At 38.9% G+C, this 15,434-nt stretch carries 14 protein-coding genes; 5 read left to right on the forward strand and 9 right to left on the reverse strand.

Annotation, left to right across the window (positions count from 1 at the left end; all coding sequences use genetic code 11):
* Positions 1 to 86 precede the first annotated feature (86 nt).
* A complete protein-coding gene (locus tag RI845_RS01115; protein ID WP_348387917.1) occupies positions 87 to 1,565 on the forward strand; it encodes a M20 family peptidase in 1,479 nt (492 codons plus the stop codon).
* A gap of 23 nt (positions 1,566 to 1,588) precedes the next feature.
* Here RI845_RS01115 and RI845_RS01120 read toward each other — a convergent pair whose 3' ends face one another.
* Positions 1,589 to 1,786 carry a hypothetical protein gene (locus RI845_RS01120; protein ID WP_348387918.1) on the reverse strand — a complete coding sequence of 66 codons (198 nt, stop codon included), beginning with the start codon at positions 1,784 to 1,786 and terminating at the stop codon, positions 1,589 to 1,591.
* A gap of 163 nt (positions 1,787 to 1,949) precedes the next feature.
* Between RI845_RS01120 and RI845_RS01125 the strand changes: the two genes are divergently transcribed.
* Positions 1,950 to 4,016, forward strand: a complete 2,067-nt coding sequence (locus RI845_RS01125) for a S9 family peptidase (RefSeq protein ID WP_348387919.1) — start codon at positions 1,950 to 1,952, stop codon at positions 4,014 to 4,016.
* Positions 4,017 to 4,159: 143 nt separating this feature from the next.
* Here RI845_RS01125 and RI845_RS01130 read toward each other — a convergent pair whose 3' ends face one another.
* The 6 genes from RI845_RS01130 to RI845_RS01155 all read right to left on the reverse strand — a co-directional run bounded on the left by RI845_RS01130 (position 4,160) and on the right by RI845_RS01155 (position 10,359).
* A complete protein-coding gene (locus RI845_RS01130) occupies positions 4,160 to 4,447 on the reverse strand; it encodes a hypothetical protein (RefSeq protein WP_405054069.1) in 288 nt (95 codons plus the stop codon).
* 104 nt (positions 4,448 to 4,551) lie between these two features.
* Positions 4,552 to 5,331 carry a peptidylprolyl isomerase gene (locus RI845_RS01135; protein ID WP_348387921.1) on the reverse strand — a complete coding sequence of 260 codons (780 nt, stop codon included), beginning with the start codon at positions 5,329 to 5,331 and terminating at the stop codon, positions 4,552 to 4,554.
* Positions 5,332 to 5,535: 204 nt separating this feature from the next.
* Complete coding sequence (locus RI845_RS01140) at positions 5,536 to 6,615, reverse strand: MaoC family dehydratase (RefSeq protein WP_348387922.1); 1,080 nt, start codon at positions 6,613 to 6,615, stop codon at positions 5,536 to 5,538.
* 32 nt (positions 6,616 to 6,647) lie between these two features.
* Positions 6,648 to 7,550: an HpcH/HpaI aldolase/citrate lyase family protein gene (locus RI845_RS01145; RefSeq protein WP_348387923.1), complete on the reverse strand. Its 903-nt coding sequence runs from the start codon at positions 7,548 to 7,550 to the stop codon at positions 6,648 to 6,650.
* Positions 7,551 to 7,552: 2 nt separating this feature from the next.
* Positions 7,553 to 9,214 carry an acyl-CoA synthetase gene (locus RI845_RS01150; protein WP_348387924.1) on the reverse strand — a complete coding sequence of 554 codons (1,662 nt, stop codon included), beginning with the start codon at positions 9,212 to 9,214 and terminating at the stop codon, positions 7,553 to 7,555.
* A gap of 23 nt (positions 9,215 to 9,237) precedes the next feature.
* The gene (locus RI845_RS01155; RefSeq protein WP_348387925.1) at positions 9,238 to 10,359 is read right to left on the reverse strand and encodes an HpcH/HpaI aldolase/citrate lyase family protein; all 1,122 of its coding nucleotides are present in this window, start codon (positions 10,357 to 10,359) and stop codon (positions 9,238 to 9,240) included.
* A gap of 392 nt (positions 10,360 to 10,751) precedes the next feature.
* Here RI845_RS01155 and RI845_RS01160 point away from each other — a divergent pair, with 392 nt between their 5' ends.
* Positions 10,752 to 11,741, forward strand: coding sequence for an HpcH/HpaI aldolase/citrate lyase family protein (locus RI845_RS01160; protein ID WP_348387926.1), 990 nt, complete (start codon positions 10,752 to 10,754; stop codon positions 11,739 to 11,741).
* Positions 11,742 to 12,144: 403 nt separating this feature from the next.
* Here the strand turns inward: RI845_RS01160 and RI845_RS01165 are convergent, their stop codons facing one another.
* A complete protein-coding gene (locus RI845_RS01165) occupies positions 12,145 to 12,777 on the reverse strand; it encodes an isochorismatase family protein (RefSeq protein WP_348387927.1) in 633 nt (210 codons plus the stop codon).
* 32 nt (positions 12,778 to 12,809) lie between these two features.
* A complete protein-coding gene (locus RI845_RS01170; protein ID WP_348387928.1) occupies positions 12,810 to 13,490 on the reverse strand; it encodes a pirin family protein in 681 nt (226 codons plus the stop codon).
* A 157-nt stretch (positions 13,491 to 13,647) separates the two neighbouring features.
* Here RI845_RS01170 and RI845_RS01175 point away from each other — a divergent pair, with 157 nt between their 5' ends.
* Together RI845_RS01175 and RI845_RS01180 are read left to right on the forward strand one after the other, a co-directional pair.
* Positions 13,648 to 14,535 (forward strand): LysR substrate-binding domain-containing protein, encoded by an 888-nt coding sequence (locus tag RI845_RS01175; RefSeq protein ID WP_348387929.1) that lies wholly within the window; start codon positions 13,648 to 13,650, stop codon positions 14,533 to 14,535.
* Positions 14,536 to 14,549: 14 nt separating this feature from the next.
* Positions 14,550 to 15,434, forward strand: a complete 885-nt coding sequence (locus RI845_RS01180) for a radical SAM protein (protein WP_348387930.1) — start codon at positions 14,550 to 14,552, stop codon at positions 15,432 to 15,434.

The raw sequence follows: 15,434 nt of genomic DNA on the forward strand, positions 1-15,434 counted from the left end.
TATTTCAACAGAAATAAGCTATTTTTGTGTTCTAATTCGTATGTGTTAATGTTGATTAAATTTGTGTTAACTAATTGAGAATAATAATGAAAACACTGGTTAAAATAGTAGGTGGTTTATTCGTAGTTGTTATCGCTGTTGGCTTATATAGAGCCAATACTTTATATACAGATAGCCAATATTACCCGTCGACTGAAACACAAAAAGTTACTGTGGATGTTAATAAAGCGGTAGATACATTCTCCAAGGCTATTCAAATTGCTACGATATCCAACGATTACCCTGCTCCTGTAACACCAGAGCCTTTCTTGGCATTTCATCAGCACTTAATTGATAGTTTTCCTGCAGTGCACAGTTTCTCAAGTCGGGAGATTATTAATAATTACAGTCTTGTTTATAAGTTTGCAGGAACAGATGAAAGCTTAAAGCCGATTTTATATATGGGCCATATGGATGTTGTTCCCGTTGACCAAGACACCCTTGATAAATGGAGTCATGCACCATTTTCTGGAACAGTAGCAGATGGCAAAATTTGGGGGCGTGGTGCCATTGATGATAAATCTACGGTAATGGCATTAATGGAGGCAATGGAGTTAACGTTAAAGCAGGGTGTACCGCCCAAACGTACGCTTTATTTTGCCTTTGGTCATGATGAGGAAATTGGTGGCAGCCAAGGCGCTAAAAAAGTAGCCGAATACTTTCAACAACAAGGTGTAAGTTTTGAGTTTGTTCTTGATGAAGGTGGGTTAATTACTGAAGGTATGATCAATATAGTTGATCAACCATTAGCTATTATTGGCATTGCCGAAAAAGGCTTTATGAATATTCGCCTAATTGCCGAAAGGCCAGGCGGACACTCTTCAATGCCTCCTGAAAATACTGGCCCAGGAATTTTAGCCCAAGCGATCGTAAAATTAGAAGAAAACAAGTTTCCGGCAACGGTAAAGTATACCAATATTACTTTTGATGCGGTTGGTAGTCATTCTGATTTAGGCACACGGTTTGTGATGGCAAATCAGTGGTTAACAGAACCATTAATTTTAGATCAAATGTTGAAAGAACAAAGAACCGCAGCTGGAGTTCGAACGACAACGGCAGTAACCATGCTAAAGGGCAGCAGTAAATCAAATATACTTCCGACTAAAGCAAGTGCAGTGGCTAACTTTAGAATTTTACCGGGCGAGACAACCGATACTGTATTGGAATATGTAAAATCAGTAATTAATGATGACCGGATCAGCTATGAAGTGTTTATGGCCAATAACCCGTCAAAAGTATCAAGCACAGAGAGCCTCGGTTATAAATTGATCTCTCAAACTATACGAGAATTTGCTAACGATGCGCTGGTTGCACCATATTTAGTAATGGGAGGTACAGATTCAAAATACTTTTATCCGCTAACTGACTCGGTATATCGATTTTTAATGATGCGTGTTACCCCAGAAACAATGAAAATTGTGCATGGTATCGATGAACATATCAGCATTGAAAATTACATTATGAGTATTCAGTATTTTCATGAGTTATTAAGAAAGTCGGCGTTTGATAACGAAGCGCCAAAATAAATAGTCGGTAAAAAATATAAAAGCTACTCTTCCACAAGGTAGCTTTTATAGCCCTTAATGCCAAAATAACGAATTGACTTTTTTTGAGTGATCTTTTTAGCAATTAAGGTTTCACCGCAGTATATTTTGACTACCTGTTTATCAGTATTGGTATCAACCTCATAGCTGTGTTTACCATTAAGGCGCAAATTATCAAATTCGCTGCGCATGATTAATTTCATTAACACCTCTATTGTATAGTCTGGTTAACAACAGCATATTCAATGCTTAACTTAATGTCACCCTAGTTTGTATACTAATGCTTTTCTATAAGCTAAAGTACGTTTATAAAGTACTTAGCTGTTTTTTTTAAGTATCTGATTTAGATAATTATAAGGCAAAATTATGAAATGGAAGTTTAGAAATAAATCGTTGAAAAATAATTTATTAATGCTAATTGGTTTAGCAATTACCGGTAGTATAAATGCTGCTGAAGTCGTTGATTATAAAGATGTCTTCGAACTTGAATATGCCGCTTCACCACAAGTTCACCCGAATAAAAAAACAGTCATTTATGAACGTCGTTCTATGGACATTATGGGCGATAAAACTCGCAGCAGTTTATGGCAAGTGAACTTAGATGGTAGCAACCACCGTCCATTACTTTCAGGTAAAGAAAGTTTTCGCTCTCCTTCGTTTTCACCTGACGGTAAGCGATTAGCTTATACCTCAGCCCTTGATGGCTCAAATCAGCTGTATGTTCGCTGGTTAGACACTGGCCAAACAGCCAGAGTAACTAATTTACAAAATTCTCCTGGTTCTATTGCTTGGTCCCCTGATGGTAAGCAAATTGCATTTTCAATGTTTACTCCAAGCAAAGGAAAATCACTATTTAAAGACATGCCTAAAAAGCCGAATGGCGCGACCTGGGCTGGCACTGCAACTTATATAGATACTACCAATTATCGTGAAGACGGCGGTGGTTATGTTGAGCCGGGTTATGGTCATATTTATGTAGTTCCAAGTGATGGTGGCAGCCCTAGACAAATTAGCTCAGGTAACTTCCATCATGGCGGTCCAATAAACTGGAGCAAAGATGGGAAGCAAATTATTATCGATGCTGACAGACATGAAAACTGGCAACTAAGACCGAGAGAATCTGACGTTTACGCAATTAATGTTGCAGATGGAACCTTTACCCAACTAACTAGCCGCCAAGGTCCAGATAGACAACCATTAATCAGCCCTGATGGTAAACATATTGCTTACTTAGGCTTTGAGGATAAAAAATTAAGTAGTCAAAATGCACATTTAAGCGTGATGACTATTGATGGCAAAAATAGTGTAGATTTAACGCCAACACTTGATCGTTCAGTTGGTAATATTCAATGGAGCCAAGACAGTAAAGGTTTATATTTTTCATTTGATGATCATGGTCAGCAACAACTTGGCTTTGTCGATTTAACCGGCAAGTTAACTAAAATGAAAACCAAACTTGGTGGCCAGTCTCTAGGTAGACCATACACATCTGGTGACTATCAAGCGGTAGGTGATGGTAGAGTAGTGTTTACCCAAGGTAATCCAAATCGACCAGCCGATTTAGCGGTTGTTAATACCAAAGGTGAAGTGAAAAAATTGACCGCGTTAAATGAAGACTTATTTGCTCATAAAACCATGGCAAAAGTCAGAAGTTTAACGGTTATTTCCAGTTTAGATGAAAAATCAATTGAAGCTTGGGTAGCATTGCCACCTAACTTTGACCCGGCAAAAAAATACCCACTGATCCTTGAAATTCATGGCGGCCCACATGCTGCTTACGGTCCAAATTTTTCAATGGAAGTACAATTGATGGCAGCGCAAGGGTATGTCGTTGTTTGGTCTAACCCTCGCGGCAGTACATCGTACGGTGAAGATTTTGCCAACTTGATTCACCATAACTACCCGTCGAATGACTATAACGATTTGATGGATGTAGTCGATGGTGTAATAGAAGAAGGTTACGTTGATCAAGAGCAATTATTTGTTACTGGTGGCTCAGGCGGCGGTACGTTAACAGCGTGGATTATTGGTAAAACAAATCGCTTTAAAGCTGCAGTTGTTGCTAAGCCGGTAATTAACTGGATGAGCTTTAGTTTAACCGCTGATGGGTATTCTTATTTTACTCAATATTGGATGCCTGGCATGCCTTGGGACAATGCTGGTCATTTATGGGAGCATTCACCGCTTTCATTAGTCGGTAATGTGAAAACGCCAACTATGTTATTAACTGGCGAATTTGATTATCGTACGCCTATGAGTGAGACCGAGCAATATTACCAAGCACTGCAGCTACAACAGGTAGACTCGGCAATGGTAAAAATTAAAAAAGCTGGTCATGGCATCGCTAGAAGACCAAGCAACTTAATTCAAAAAATCGGTAATATTATGGCTTGGTTCGAAAAATATCGAGCTAAAGAAGTTAAATACAGATAAGTTATACCTAGTCTAATAACTAACTGTTCATTTTTCCTCATGAAAAAGTAGAACATTTAATTAAAAGAATTGATATTTAAAGGGCGCTAAGCGTCCTTTTTTGTTCATGGACTAACGATAAATTAAAATTGCCCAAAACGGCTCTAACTCGGCTTTGTATTTTGTCGCTTGATTTTACTGTCTTCGCTAAATGAACTTGGTAGTATTTCAACGCCAACCAAGCGGCTTAGTTTTATCATGACAGGGATGGTGATAGGAGCAAATGGTAATACCGCAAAAACGCCAAGGCCTAAGCCCTTTAGTAAGTCGATAAATTGTTTGTTGGCCGTTTGCATTTCTTCAGCTGATGCTTGTCGGCGAGTATACTTTTTGTATATCGCCAACATTTCTTTAGTTTCTGTCTTTTCTTGACCAAGCGCTACTTTCAACATGAGCATTTGTTGTTTAAAACGATAAACGCTGCGCCTTCTTTGGATGCGAATGACCCGAAAAGGCGCTTTGAAAATAAACACTCTAAGTTTCATAAAAAGATCAATTAACTACGGCGAAATAATCTAGCAATGAATAGTGCGCCAATAATTAAAAAGCTGCTGCTGCCTCCGCCGCTAGAATCATTATCTTCCGGTGGTGTAGGCATAGGTGCAGGATCTGTATTATCAAGTAAAGGTGGTAACTCTGGTTGGGTATCTTGATTTGGATCGGTAATCGTAATCGACTCTACTACGACTAAATGTTCATTTGTGATGATTTCATCTTCAGGAGGTAGGCTAATTAATGGTGCTGAATCAAATGCTCCGCCTAATTGATATCTGTCTAATTTATTGATTGCATCGATGATTTCTAAACCATTACCCGTAACCACACCAAATACCGTATAACCACCGTTGTCTTTATCTAGAGGGCTAGAATTATCAACCACATTGAAAAACCATTGATTAGTCGCACTATCTTCGTCACCAGCCTGTTTCGCCATAGCGATCGTGCCTGCAACATTAGAAAATACAGGTTCATTAACAACCGGATCAAAAGTGCTGGCAGTTTCAACTGTATCAGTCTCTAAATTGTATTGAAAACCACCACCTTGAATAACAAAATTAGGTACCGAACGATGAATAATTGTATTTTGATAAGTGCCAGCTTCAATATATTGAATGAAGTTGCTCACAGTTTTGGGAGTATGTTCATCCAATAGGTTGACTTCAATATCACCCATATTGGTTTTAATTAAAACTACTGTTGCTTTTGCTGGTGCGCTTAACGCTAAAATGCCAACAACTAAAAATGTAAATAAGGAAAGGTTAACTTTTTTCATCATCTCTACTACTTAAATTAAATGAAATTGCAGCTTAAACCATTTTTAACGCAAAGCAAGAGAATAGGGTTATTGTGCTAAAATAAACTAACTTTTATTTAATATTTTTGTAAATTCAGGCAAAAAGAGAGGGCGATGACAAGCAATCGGTTGGGGGGGTAATTACTTGCCATCATTTTGAAACTGGTTGTTTGGTAGAGAATATAGTTACTTCACCATAATTACGGTTAGCTCTAAATCGAGAACAACATCGCTGTGATACTTTTTCCTGCCATCTACAGTTTTCGTTAAAAACTCCATTTGTTCAGGACTATTATTTTTAATGCCGAGCATGTTGATTTTTACTAACGCAACATCTTCTCTATCCGCAACATCAGTTATCTCTAAAATTGTGCTTTGAGCATAAATGGTGTCACCAGCAAAAGAAGGATTACAATGGCTACCACTGTGGATAGCACTTAACCATATGCCATTGCCTAAACCGTTATAACTTAGCGCACGACAAAGAGAAATGATGTGCCCACCGTAAACTAACCGTTTACCATGATTGCTGTCGTTCATCATGTGCTGATCAAAATGCACACGCGCGTTATTTTGATAAAGTCTGGTCGCTAATGAGTGATCAGAGTCGTTAATGGTAATACCGTCACGATGAAAATAGGTATCGCCGACATTAAAATCTGATGCTTTAAGCTGCGAGTCACTGACAAAATCTGGCCATTGTGAAAGGTTCAGTTGTGCAGGTATGATTTGCTCTGTTGAACTTATTTCACTGGCAAGTGTAGGCAGCTGCGGTGCAGGGCAACTAGTGCTGTGATCCTTTTTATGAACCATAACCCAACGTTTAAAACTTAATACGATATGGTCATCTTGATTTACCGCTGTTGAATGCACATAAACCACACCGGTTTTACCATTTGAGTTCTCTTTTAGGCCAATTACTTCGCTAACCACCTTAATGGTATCGCCAGCAAAAGCAGGGCTTTTAAAGATAACTTCGGCATAACCAAGATTAGCAACAGCATTTAATGATACGTCGTTGACGGTTTTACCAAAGGCAATATGAAACAGTAGAAAGTTGTCTACCGGCATTTGGGTAAAGCCAACGGCATTAGCCACTGTTTTGGCGCAATGTAAGGCAAATCTAGACCCTGTTAACGCGGTATACAGTGTGCAATCAGCTTCAGTAATCGTGCGAGGTACACCATGAACCAAAGGTTGACCGATAAAAAAATCTTCAAAATAAAGACCTTCTGGCGTGGGCAAATAATTTGTTGGTATTGTCATTAAACGTCACTCTTTTTATTATTCAGCTGCAATTAACCCAGGGTTAACTCACCTTGACCAATTTCATTCACTTTAGTGTATAAACAAATTACACGATTTGCCCATTGCTCTAAACATGGCTCAATTAATCTATCGTCGATTACCGCAACACTTTGGCCATCAGCTTTAGCTTGTTCCATCGCTGAAATAATGCCTTTTGCTTTACGAATATCTTCGCCTTTTGGCGTTAACGCATCATTGGTATAAGTTAACTGTACTGGATGAATAACAGCTTTACCATCAAAGCCAAGATCGCGAGCTTGACGACAGCTGTATTCACAAGCAACCACATCTTTTAAATTAAAGTGCGGGCCATCAATGATGCTTTTATTATGTGCTCTGGCAGCCAAAATACACATCGATAAATAAGTTAATAAACCTTGTCTATCCAGTGTTACATTCACTCGTAATGAGTTGGCTAAATCGGTGGTGCCCATTACAATTGTTGTTAATCTGGGACTGGCAGCACAAATTTCTTCGGCGCGTAGCACGCCAAGTGGCGATTCAATATTAGCCATCACTAATTTATTTTCACCGTTAGCATTATCTAATGCGGCAATGGCTAGGTTTAACTCTTCACCGCTTTCAATGTCTGGAAACAGCACACCATCAATTTCAAGCTCTGCTATTGCGGCTAAATCGGCCTTTCCCCAAGGCGAATCAAGCTTATTTACACGAACAATTTTCTCCGAATAGCCAAAGTCGCTATTTTTTAATTGTTCAACTAATAATGCTCGTGCTTCTTCTTTACGAGAAGGAGGAACCGATTCTTGCAAATCAAAAATAATTACATCAGCAGATAAGCTACGCGCTTTAGTAATGTACTGCTGTTGATGTGCCGGAACATATAATGCACTGCGTCTTGGTCGAAAGTTTTCTTGAGTTTTGCAGTTCATAATTAGGCTCCTTGGGTGGCCGGTTGTTTGTTTTGCTCGGCAAGTTCAGCCAACATTTGTTTACGTAATACTTTGCCATTTTTAGTGCGAGGAAAATCATCGTAAAAATGCACAATTTTAGGAGCTTTATATTTAGCTAAATGACTATTACCAAAGCTTAAAATATCTTCTTCGCTAGCGGTTGCACCAGGCGCCAATATAATACAGGCACTTACCAATACTTTATCTTTTCCTAGTTCTTCACCAAGGGCAACACAGTCTGCTACTTCCGGGTGGGTTTTAATTACTCGTTCAATTTCGTGTGGTGATACACGATAGCCGAAGGTATTTATGATGTCGTCTTTTCGGCCTACAAACCAAATATAGCCATCTTCATCCACTCTTGCATAATCACCAGTAAAGAAATAACCACTGTGTCTTGCTTTCGCTGTTTCTTCTGGCAGTTGCCAATAATTTAAAAATAACCCTGGATCACTTTCAGGAATCGCAATCATGCCTTCTTCACCAGGTTGTGCCGGTTTGTTTTCTTCATTAAGTAGCACTACGTCGTGGCCTGGTTGGGTAAACCCAGCTGCGCCTGGACGAATAGGTTGTTGTTTGTTTTGCGAGATATAGTAAGAAAATTCTGACATGCCAATCGCTTCATATACATCCATACCAAAACGTTCACGCCAGGCTAGCAGCATTTCATCACTTAAGTGCTCACCGGCACTCATACAGTGCCGTAATGAAGGCACATCACTGCCTTTAAATTCGGTTTTTTGAATGATTTGACGGTAGATAGTTGGTACACCGATAAATATTGTACAGTCATGTTTGGCAATAAGGTTAGGCCATGTTGAAGCGTCATTTGCGCCCTCATGTACTATTACGGTATGGCCGTGAAATAATGGGTCCATCAATGCTGAACCTAAAACGTAGGTCCAGTTGAATTTACCAGAATGCATGATTCGATCGCCTTCTTTAAAGTCGAACCAAAAACGGCTGGCAGGTAAACGACCAATTAAAGAGCGATGCGCATGTAACACGCCTTTTGGATACCCCGTTGTACCGGAGGTATAAACTAAATACGCAGGATCATCCGGAGTACTTGCTACTATCGTGTCATCAACAGGGTTCGACTCTAGCAACGCTTCTAAATCTAATACTTGTACATTTAAGTTATTGCAATCACTTGGCATTTCCCCCGGACCTGCTAATAACACTGCACTTAACTGAGTGTCTTCAGTTAAAATCGACTTTAATTCTGGCCACATTGATTTGGCGGTTACTAATACTTTCGCACCAGAGTCTTTTGCCAAATAGGCAACTTCAGGGGCAGACAGTAATGTTGAAGTAGGTACGGCAATTGCGCCTTGTTTCAAACATCCAAAAAAACTTACCGGATAATCGCTAGAATTTGGTAAACGAATTAAAACTCTGTCATCGCTATTTAATCCTAACTCTTTCAAGGTATACACAAAGCGACCACTTAAACTATCCAACTCGGCATAGCTAAGTTCACGAGTGCCTAACGTGTCATCTTCAATTATCAATGCTGTTTTATTGCCATTATTTTGCTCAACATGCTGGCGTACACAGGCATAGGCAATATTAAAATACTCAGGTATGTGCCACTGCCAACCATTCGCGTTCTGTGTTAATAAATCATCAAACTTAATCATAACTTTTTCCTCATAAACGCCGGTTAAATGCGGCCGTATGGCCAGTTTTCACGAATAACCGTGATAGGCAGTTTCTTCAATACATCTATTGCAAATTGCTTATCTTTTTCGTCTAAAGATTTCAATGCATAGGCTCTTAACAGTGTTTGCAGTGCTTTACCAAACATTGGTGGATCAAGCATTTCACCTTCATATTTAATTGCGCCGCCTAACAGGGCGTCAGCATCAATGGCCATTTTCAAAATTTGCACGTTGCGCTTTATTACTTTTGGCGATGGCGTGAATGCCACTTTACATAAATGAATATGGTACGGGTGAATAAGTTGTTTGCCGGTTAAACCCATTTGTGTTTCAACAACAGCGTGTCCATGCACAACATGAGATTCGTGATCGCCATGTAAATCTAACCAGCGACGAACATCGTCAGGCTCGATAAACTTTTCTGGCATTGGCGTATCGTTAATCAATACTTCGACACCGCCAATAACACCTTTACCGGCAATTCTTGCCTCAAGTAACAGCATTCTTAAGTAGGTGAGTAACTCTTCAATCCAACCTTCTGGGGTTAAATGAATCGCCATTGCTTTAGAGAAATCGTGAATACCAAATACCACATGTTTAACCGCAGGAAATGCCATCAGTTCTGAGGCAATTTTTAAACTTCTTGGGTGCTCAATAATCGGTTGAATTTCAATCTTAGGGTTAACCCCTAACAACCAGGCGGAGAGGTCGCGAATTTCTGCAGCGCCGTACATTTCACCGGCTTTAGCGAGCACAATTACATCGATGTGCTCAGCTACCTTCATGATCATTTCTAAATCTTTTTCATACTCGTCGGTACGAAATGGATTTATACGCAGGGCTATTAGAAAGTCGCGCTCTGGAAATTTTGGTAATTCGTTTAGTAATAGTTCTCGGCTCATTTCTTTTTGACGACAGCCATCTTCTAAATCGAACAACAAGGTATGGGCTTGGCAGTTATGGGCATGCTTGCGCATTCGCTCAGCTGCTTGCTCCATATTTTCGTATTCTTCATCCTTAGGAGAGTATTTGACTGGCGGGTAGTACAGCTGAATACCCGGCCACGTGCCACCGAGTACGTCTTCTTCATCTACCTGCTCTAAGAACTCATTATGATAGTTCATTCACTTCTCTCCTCGGATGTTTAACAGTCAATTTATCTAAATTATTGTCATATTCATGAAAACTTTTATCTATAGTTACACGATTAGAGTAAATATTTCAAACAATAGTTTTAAAAAAGTGTTTGAATTTTTTATCTTATGTTGTAGTGTAAGTTATAACAAGTAACTAAGAGCCAAGGTGTCACCTAAGCAACAACATGGAGTTCATTAACTTTATATTATTAAGGTATAAACAATTTTAGTGTTAAAGTAACTAATCCATTAGTGGTAGTTTTTATAATTAATTCAATCACCACTAATCAATTAGTCTAATTTTGTTGACCAAGCGTTGACTTACTACAGGGCATCTGTAATTAATTTACATAATTGAAAACAAACTTGAGGAATTTTAAATGTCTGCAACAGTACATCCAAATGACGCACTTTTTGATGCGGAAAAACCATTTCCAGTGATCCCAAGCTGTGAACATTTTGCCGGTTCAGAAAAGCTGATCCTCAAAGCAATGCAAATGCAAAAAGACATTGGTCAAGTATTCGATATTACCTGTGATTGCGAAGATGGTGCTGCGGCAGGTTCTGAACAGGCACATGCTGAAATGGTTGCCCGTATCATTGGTAGTGATGACAACGAATTTAATATGATGGGTGTTCGTATTCATGATCCATCGCACCCACATTGGAAAAAAGATCTAGATATTTTAATTCCTGGTTGTGGACAAAAACTTGCGTATATCACCTTGCCAAAATGTACTGAAGGTGCACAAATTCAAGAAATGGTGTCATATATTCAAGGTCTTACTAAATACCATTCAATCGACCGTGAAATTCCAGTACATGTGTTAATTGAAACACACGGTGCGCTACGCGATGTTTGGCAAATAGCTGCAACTCCTTGGGTACAAGTATTAGATTTTGGCATGATGGATTTTGTATCTGGCCATTATGGTGCTATTCCAGCTTCATGTATGCGCAGCCCTGGTCAATTTGACCACGCCTTATTAAAACGCGCGAAAACTGAAATGGTTGCTGCAGCTCTAGCTAACGGTGTTGTACCTGCGCATAACGTAACACTTGATTTAAAAAATACGCAACAAACAACGGACGATGCAGGTCGTGCACGTAACGAATTTGGTTTCATGCGTATGTGGAGTATTTATCCAACGCAAATTACTGCCATAGTAGATGCAATGAAGCCAAATTATGAAGAAGTTGAAGATGCAGAAGCAATTTTACTTGCTGCCCAAGCAAACAGTTGGGGTCCAATTCAGCATAAAGGCGAACTCCACGATAGAGCAACATATCGTTACTTCTGGGAATTATTACAACGTGCCCATGTAAGTGGTATTGCTATTAGTAATGAAGCGGAAACCGCATTTTTCTAATTAGCATTTTTAATGCCGCTAATTAAATAAAGAAAACCCTAAATTGAACATTCAATTTAGGGTTTTTTACTTCAGGGAAGAAGGAATGCAAACTGCCAGGGATGGCTTTAAGTTTGTAACTTCAGGCATTCATCGCACCTTTGAATCATAGAAATATATTTGTATTTTGTCTTACACTCAGCGCTTTCTAATAAAAACCTTTACCATTGATGGCAACATTACGTATGTGATTATTGGCACAATTATGGCGACAGAAATAACCGTTACCCATAAATGGTTACTCGTAAATCTGGCGACATAGGGTGGGATAAAATACACAAGTGGTAATAAGGCCAAAAAGGTTAATAATGCCATCATATGTTTATTTGGATCTGATGTGTTGTGCTTGCTCACGGCGTAATCCCTATTTATTAGCAAAATGACTATTCATTACATAACCATACTTAGTGCTATGGTTTGCTAATACGTAGCCAAGTTCTTCTGCATTTTCACTGCGCCAGTCATTCATTATTTCAGCAAGTACAGATGCCCAAGTGGTTACCTTGACACCCGCTTGAGTTAAACGTTGTGTAGTTACTTCTTGTACGGTTTTGTTCCATGTACCAGAGGCATCAATAACAGCGTAAACATCAAAGCCTTCTGCAACTGCAGAAAGTGCAGGAAACAGTAAACATACGTCAGTAACAATACCGGCCATAATTATTTTTTTGCGACCTGTTGCGACTATTGCTGCTTTAAATTCTTCACTGTCCCAGGCATTAATTTCACCCTCTCGTTTGATGATGTTATCACCCAAGATATCAGTGATTTCAGGAATTACAGGGCCATTTGGTCCATCGTCTAAACTTGATGTAATAATGCTTGGGATACCTGCAGTTTTAGCTGTGTTACATAAGCCTTGAATATTATTTTTTAAAATAGTTGGATGTTCGTCGCCCACGCCAACCATGAGTCCAGCTTGGTGATCAATCATTGCTAAAACAGCGTTATCGCGAGTTAAAAATTCTGAATAATGTGTGTTTGTTGGGTAAGTCATGAGATTTCCTTAAATAATTTAGTTAATAAACGTTATTTGGTTAGGTAAACAACAATTAGTTGGGCATCCTTGTCGGCGATAAAATCGACTCCGTCGGTTGTTTTTATCGCAGTACGAGCCTTAATTTTTTGATTGTTGAAAATACCTTCTCCTTTGCTCAAGAATACTAATGCTTCGCCTGTATGCTGGACTGTTTGGCCTGCTTTTAAATTAGCAACCGCTATTGATGTACGGCTATAAAAAGTAGCGTTTTGTTTTTTACTGCCACCGTATATGTGTTGCAATTTACCTACCTGCGGTTGGTAAACCTTATAACCTGCGGGCTCTCCAGCTTCATCTGGTAATACCCACAATTGGATCATATGATTTTCTTGGTTATCCGGGTTGATTTCGTTATGAGCAAATCCTTCGCCGCCACCACGTTGTACTTGCGTATAACCTGCTGATAAGCCTTTACCATGCTCTAATGACCCTTCATGACTTATACGACCATCAACCATCACTGAAATTACATCTATTTCCCGGTGTGGATGCATCCCAGTTTCACCTTTAGCTTTAAAGTTGGCATCGGCTAGATAAACGAAATTACCTAGACCATCAAAAGTTTGTTTTCTTGCGTGTTTGAAGACGCGACGGTCAGTAACAAATTGGCGCTCTTTTAAACCGGCAAAACCGCCTTTTTCTAAGTCATTAAATTTTAATATTTCCATCATTTTTCTCCGCTGCTCTGAATTTATTTTTCATACTTTATTAAGATGTTAAACAGTTTATTGGGTTTCAAAAAATAGATAAACGTGTAAAAAAGTAACTAATTGTTCTATATTAGGTAACAATTAAATGACAGCCTATGTGGGTCCATATAAGAACGTAATGACTGATTTAAACGATATGATGGTGTTTCGCCAAGTAGTGGAACAGGGAAGCTTTACAGCTGCTGCTAATGAAATTAGCTTGCCAAAGTCTAATATTAGTAGAAAAATTTCGCGTTTAGAAACCGCTTTAAATGCAAAGTTATTAGAACGATCTACCCGCTCTTTAAACCTTACTGAAGTTGGCAGAGTTTTTTATGATCATTGTGTACGTATTGCGGACGAGGTAGCTAGCGCTCAAGAGTGTGTTGAAACATTAAGTCATAACCCAAAAGGCTGGATAAAGTTTTGTACGTCACTTACTATTGGACAAACATTAATAAGCCCGCATTTAGCAAAGTTCAGTGAACAATATCCTGATGTTCATCTTGATATAAATTTAACCAATCGTCGTGTGGATGTGATTGAAGAGGGCTTCGATCTGATCATTCGGGTTGGCGAATCTCCTGATTCAAACCTAATCACTAAACGCTTGACTACAGTAAAATTAGCGTTGTTTTCCAGCCAAAACTATGTAAAAAAACATAAGCTAATGTCGATAAATCATCCTGATGACTTGCGCGAACATCGTTGTCTTTATATGAATGCCGGAAATGAAAAACATCGCTGGTATTTATCTAACCCTGACAGTCAAATTCATCTAGATATTACTCCCTCGATGTTGTGTAATGACTTTGCTACCCTACAACAAATGGCATTATCTGATATGGGCATAGCATTGCTCCCAGAGTATTTATGCAAGGCAGAAGTAAATGCTGGCCATTTGCACAGAGTTTTGCCTGATTGGGAAGGTAGAAAAGTGAACCTTTATGCGATTTATCCAAGCCGTAAAGGTGCAACACCCAAAATCAAAGCGTTTATTGATTATTTAACCCAGCAATTAAATTAGTAGAATTTTAGTTCATGTATCCATTAGATTATATCCAACCCGTATTTCGCCCACCTTCAGAGTGGAAGAGTTTAATTCTGCAAGTTACCAATGGCTGTTCATGGAATAAATGCACGTTTTGTGACATGTATACTGACGAAGATAAAAAATTCAAACCGAAGAAACTTGACGTTATAGAACAAGAGTTAATTACTATTAAACAATCAGGTTTGCCTGTACGTAGAGTCTTTTTGGCCGATGGCGATGCGATGATGCTGCCATTTAATCGCCTAAAAGATATTTTGCAACTGATCCACAATTACTTTCCAAATGTGAGTCGAATTTCCAGTTATTGTTTACCCCGTAATTTAGGCAATAAAACTGTTGAACAACTCAGTGAACTTAAACAATTAGGTTTGAGTTTAATGTATGTCGGCTGTGAAAGTGGTGACGATAAAGTGTTGGAGCTAATTGAAAAAGGTGAAACTTTTGAAACTTCGTTGGCAGCGTTAAATAAAATCAAAGATGCTGGAATGAAATCTTCAGTAATGATTTTAAATGGCTTAGGTGGGCCAGAATATTCTGCGCAACATGCAGTTAATTCAGCAAAATTAATGAATGCCGCACAGCCTGATTATTTATCAACATTAGTAGTGTCATTTCCTTTAGGGGAAGAACGCTTTGCGCAAAACTTTGACGGCAAATTTAGGCAACTACAGCAACAAGAACTGTTTATGGAAATGCATACGCTATTGGATAACCTAGAGCTAAATAAAACCATTTTTAGGTCCGATCATGCTTCTAATTACCTAGTATTAAAAGGAATATTAGGTAAAGATAAGCAGCACCTGTTAAGACAAGTAAATATGGCTCTGGACAACGCCATACCATTACGCAAAGAGTGGCAAAGAGGCTTATAA

Source organism: Thalassotalea nanhaiensis (assembly GCF_031583575.1).
GTDB lineage: Bacteria > Pseudomonadota > Gammaproteobacteria > Enterobacterales > Alteromonadaceae > Thalassotalea_A > Thalassotalea_A nanhaiensis.

What these genes read in the sequence shown, in the direction of transcription:
- RI845_RS01135 (WP_348387921.1), bottom strand. Translation starts at nt 5,331, where the DNA reads ATGATGAAAAAAGTTAACCTTTCCTTATTTACATTTTTAGTTGTTGGC.
- RI845_RS01115 (WP_348387917.1), top strand. Translation starts at nt 87, where the DNA reads ATGAAAACACTGGTTAAAATAGTAGGTGGTTTATTCGTAGTTGTTATC.
- RI845_RS01125 (WP_348387919.1), top strand. Translation starts at nt 1,950, where the DNA reads ATGAAATGGAAGTTTAGAAATAAATCGTTGAAAAATAATTTATTAATG.
- RI845_RS01180 (WP_348387930.1), top strand. Translation starts at nt 14,550, where the DNA reads ATGTATCCATTAGATTATATCCAACCCGTATTTCGCCCACCTTCAGAG.
- RI845_RS01150 (WP_348387924.1), bottom strand. Translation starts at nt 9,214, where the DNA reads ATGATTAAGTTTGATGATTTATTAACACAGAACGCGAATGGTTGGCAG.
- RI845_RS01175 (WP_348387929.1), top strand. Translation starts at nt 13,648, where the DNA reads ATGACTGATTTAAACGATATGATGGTGTTTCGCCAAGTAGTGGAACAG.
- RI845_RS01145 (WP_348387923.1), bottom strand. Translation starts at nt 7,550, where the DNA reads ATGAACTGCAAAACTCAAGAAAACTTTCGACCAAGACGCAGTGCATTA.
- RI845_RS01155 (WP_348387925.1), bottom strand. Translation starts at nt 10,359, where the DNA reads ATGAACTATCATAATGAGTTCTTAGAGCAGGTAGATGAAGAAGACGTA.
- RI845_RS01170 (WP_348387928.1), bottom strand. Translation starts at nt 13,490, where the DNA reads ATGATGGAAATATTAAAATTTAATGACTTAGAAAAAGGCGGTTTTGCC.
- RI845_RS01160 (WP_348387926.1), top strand. Translation starts at nt 10,752, where the DNA reads ATGTCTGCAACAGTACATCCAAATGACGCACTTTTTGATGCGGAAAAA.
- RI845_RS01120 (WP_348387918.1), bottom strand. Translation starts at nt 1,786, where the DNA reads ATGAAATTAATCATGCGCAGCGAATTTGATAATTTGCGCCTTAATGGT.
- RI845_RS01140 (WP_348387922.1), bottom strand. Translation starts at nt 6,615, where the DNA reads ATGACAATACCAACAAATTATTTGCCCACGCCAGAAGGTCTTTATTTT.
- RI845_RS01130 (WP_405054069.1), bottom strand. Translation starts at nt 4,447, where the DNA reads ATGTTGAAAGTAGCGCTTGGTCAAGAAAAGACAGAAACTAAAGAAATG.
- RI845_RS01165 (WP_348387927.1), bottom strand. Translation starts at nt 12,777, where the DNA reads ATGACTTACCCAACAAACACACATTATTCAGAATTTTTAACTCGCGAT.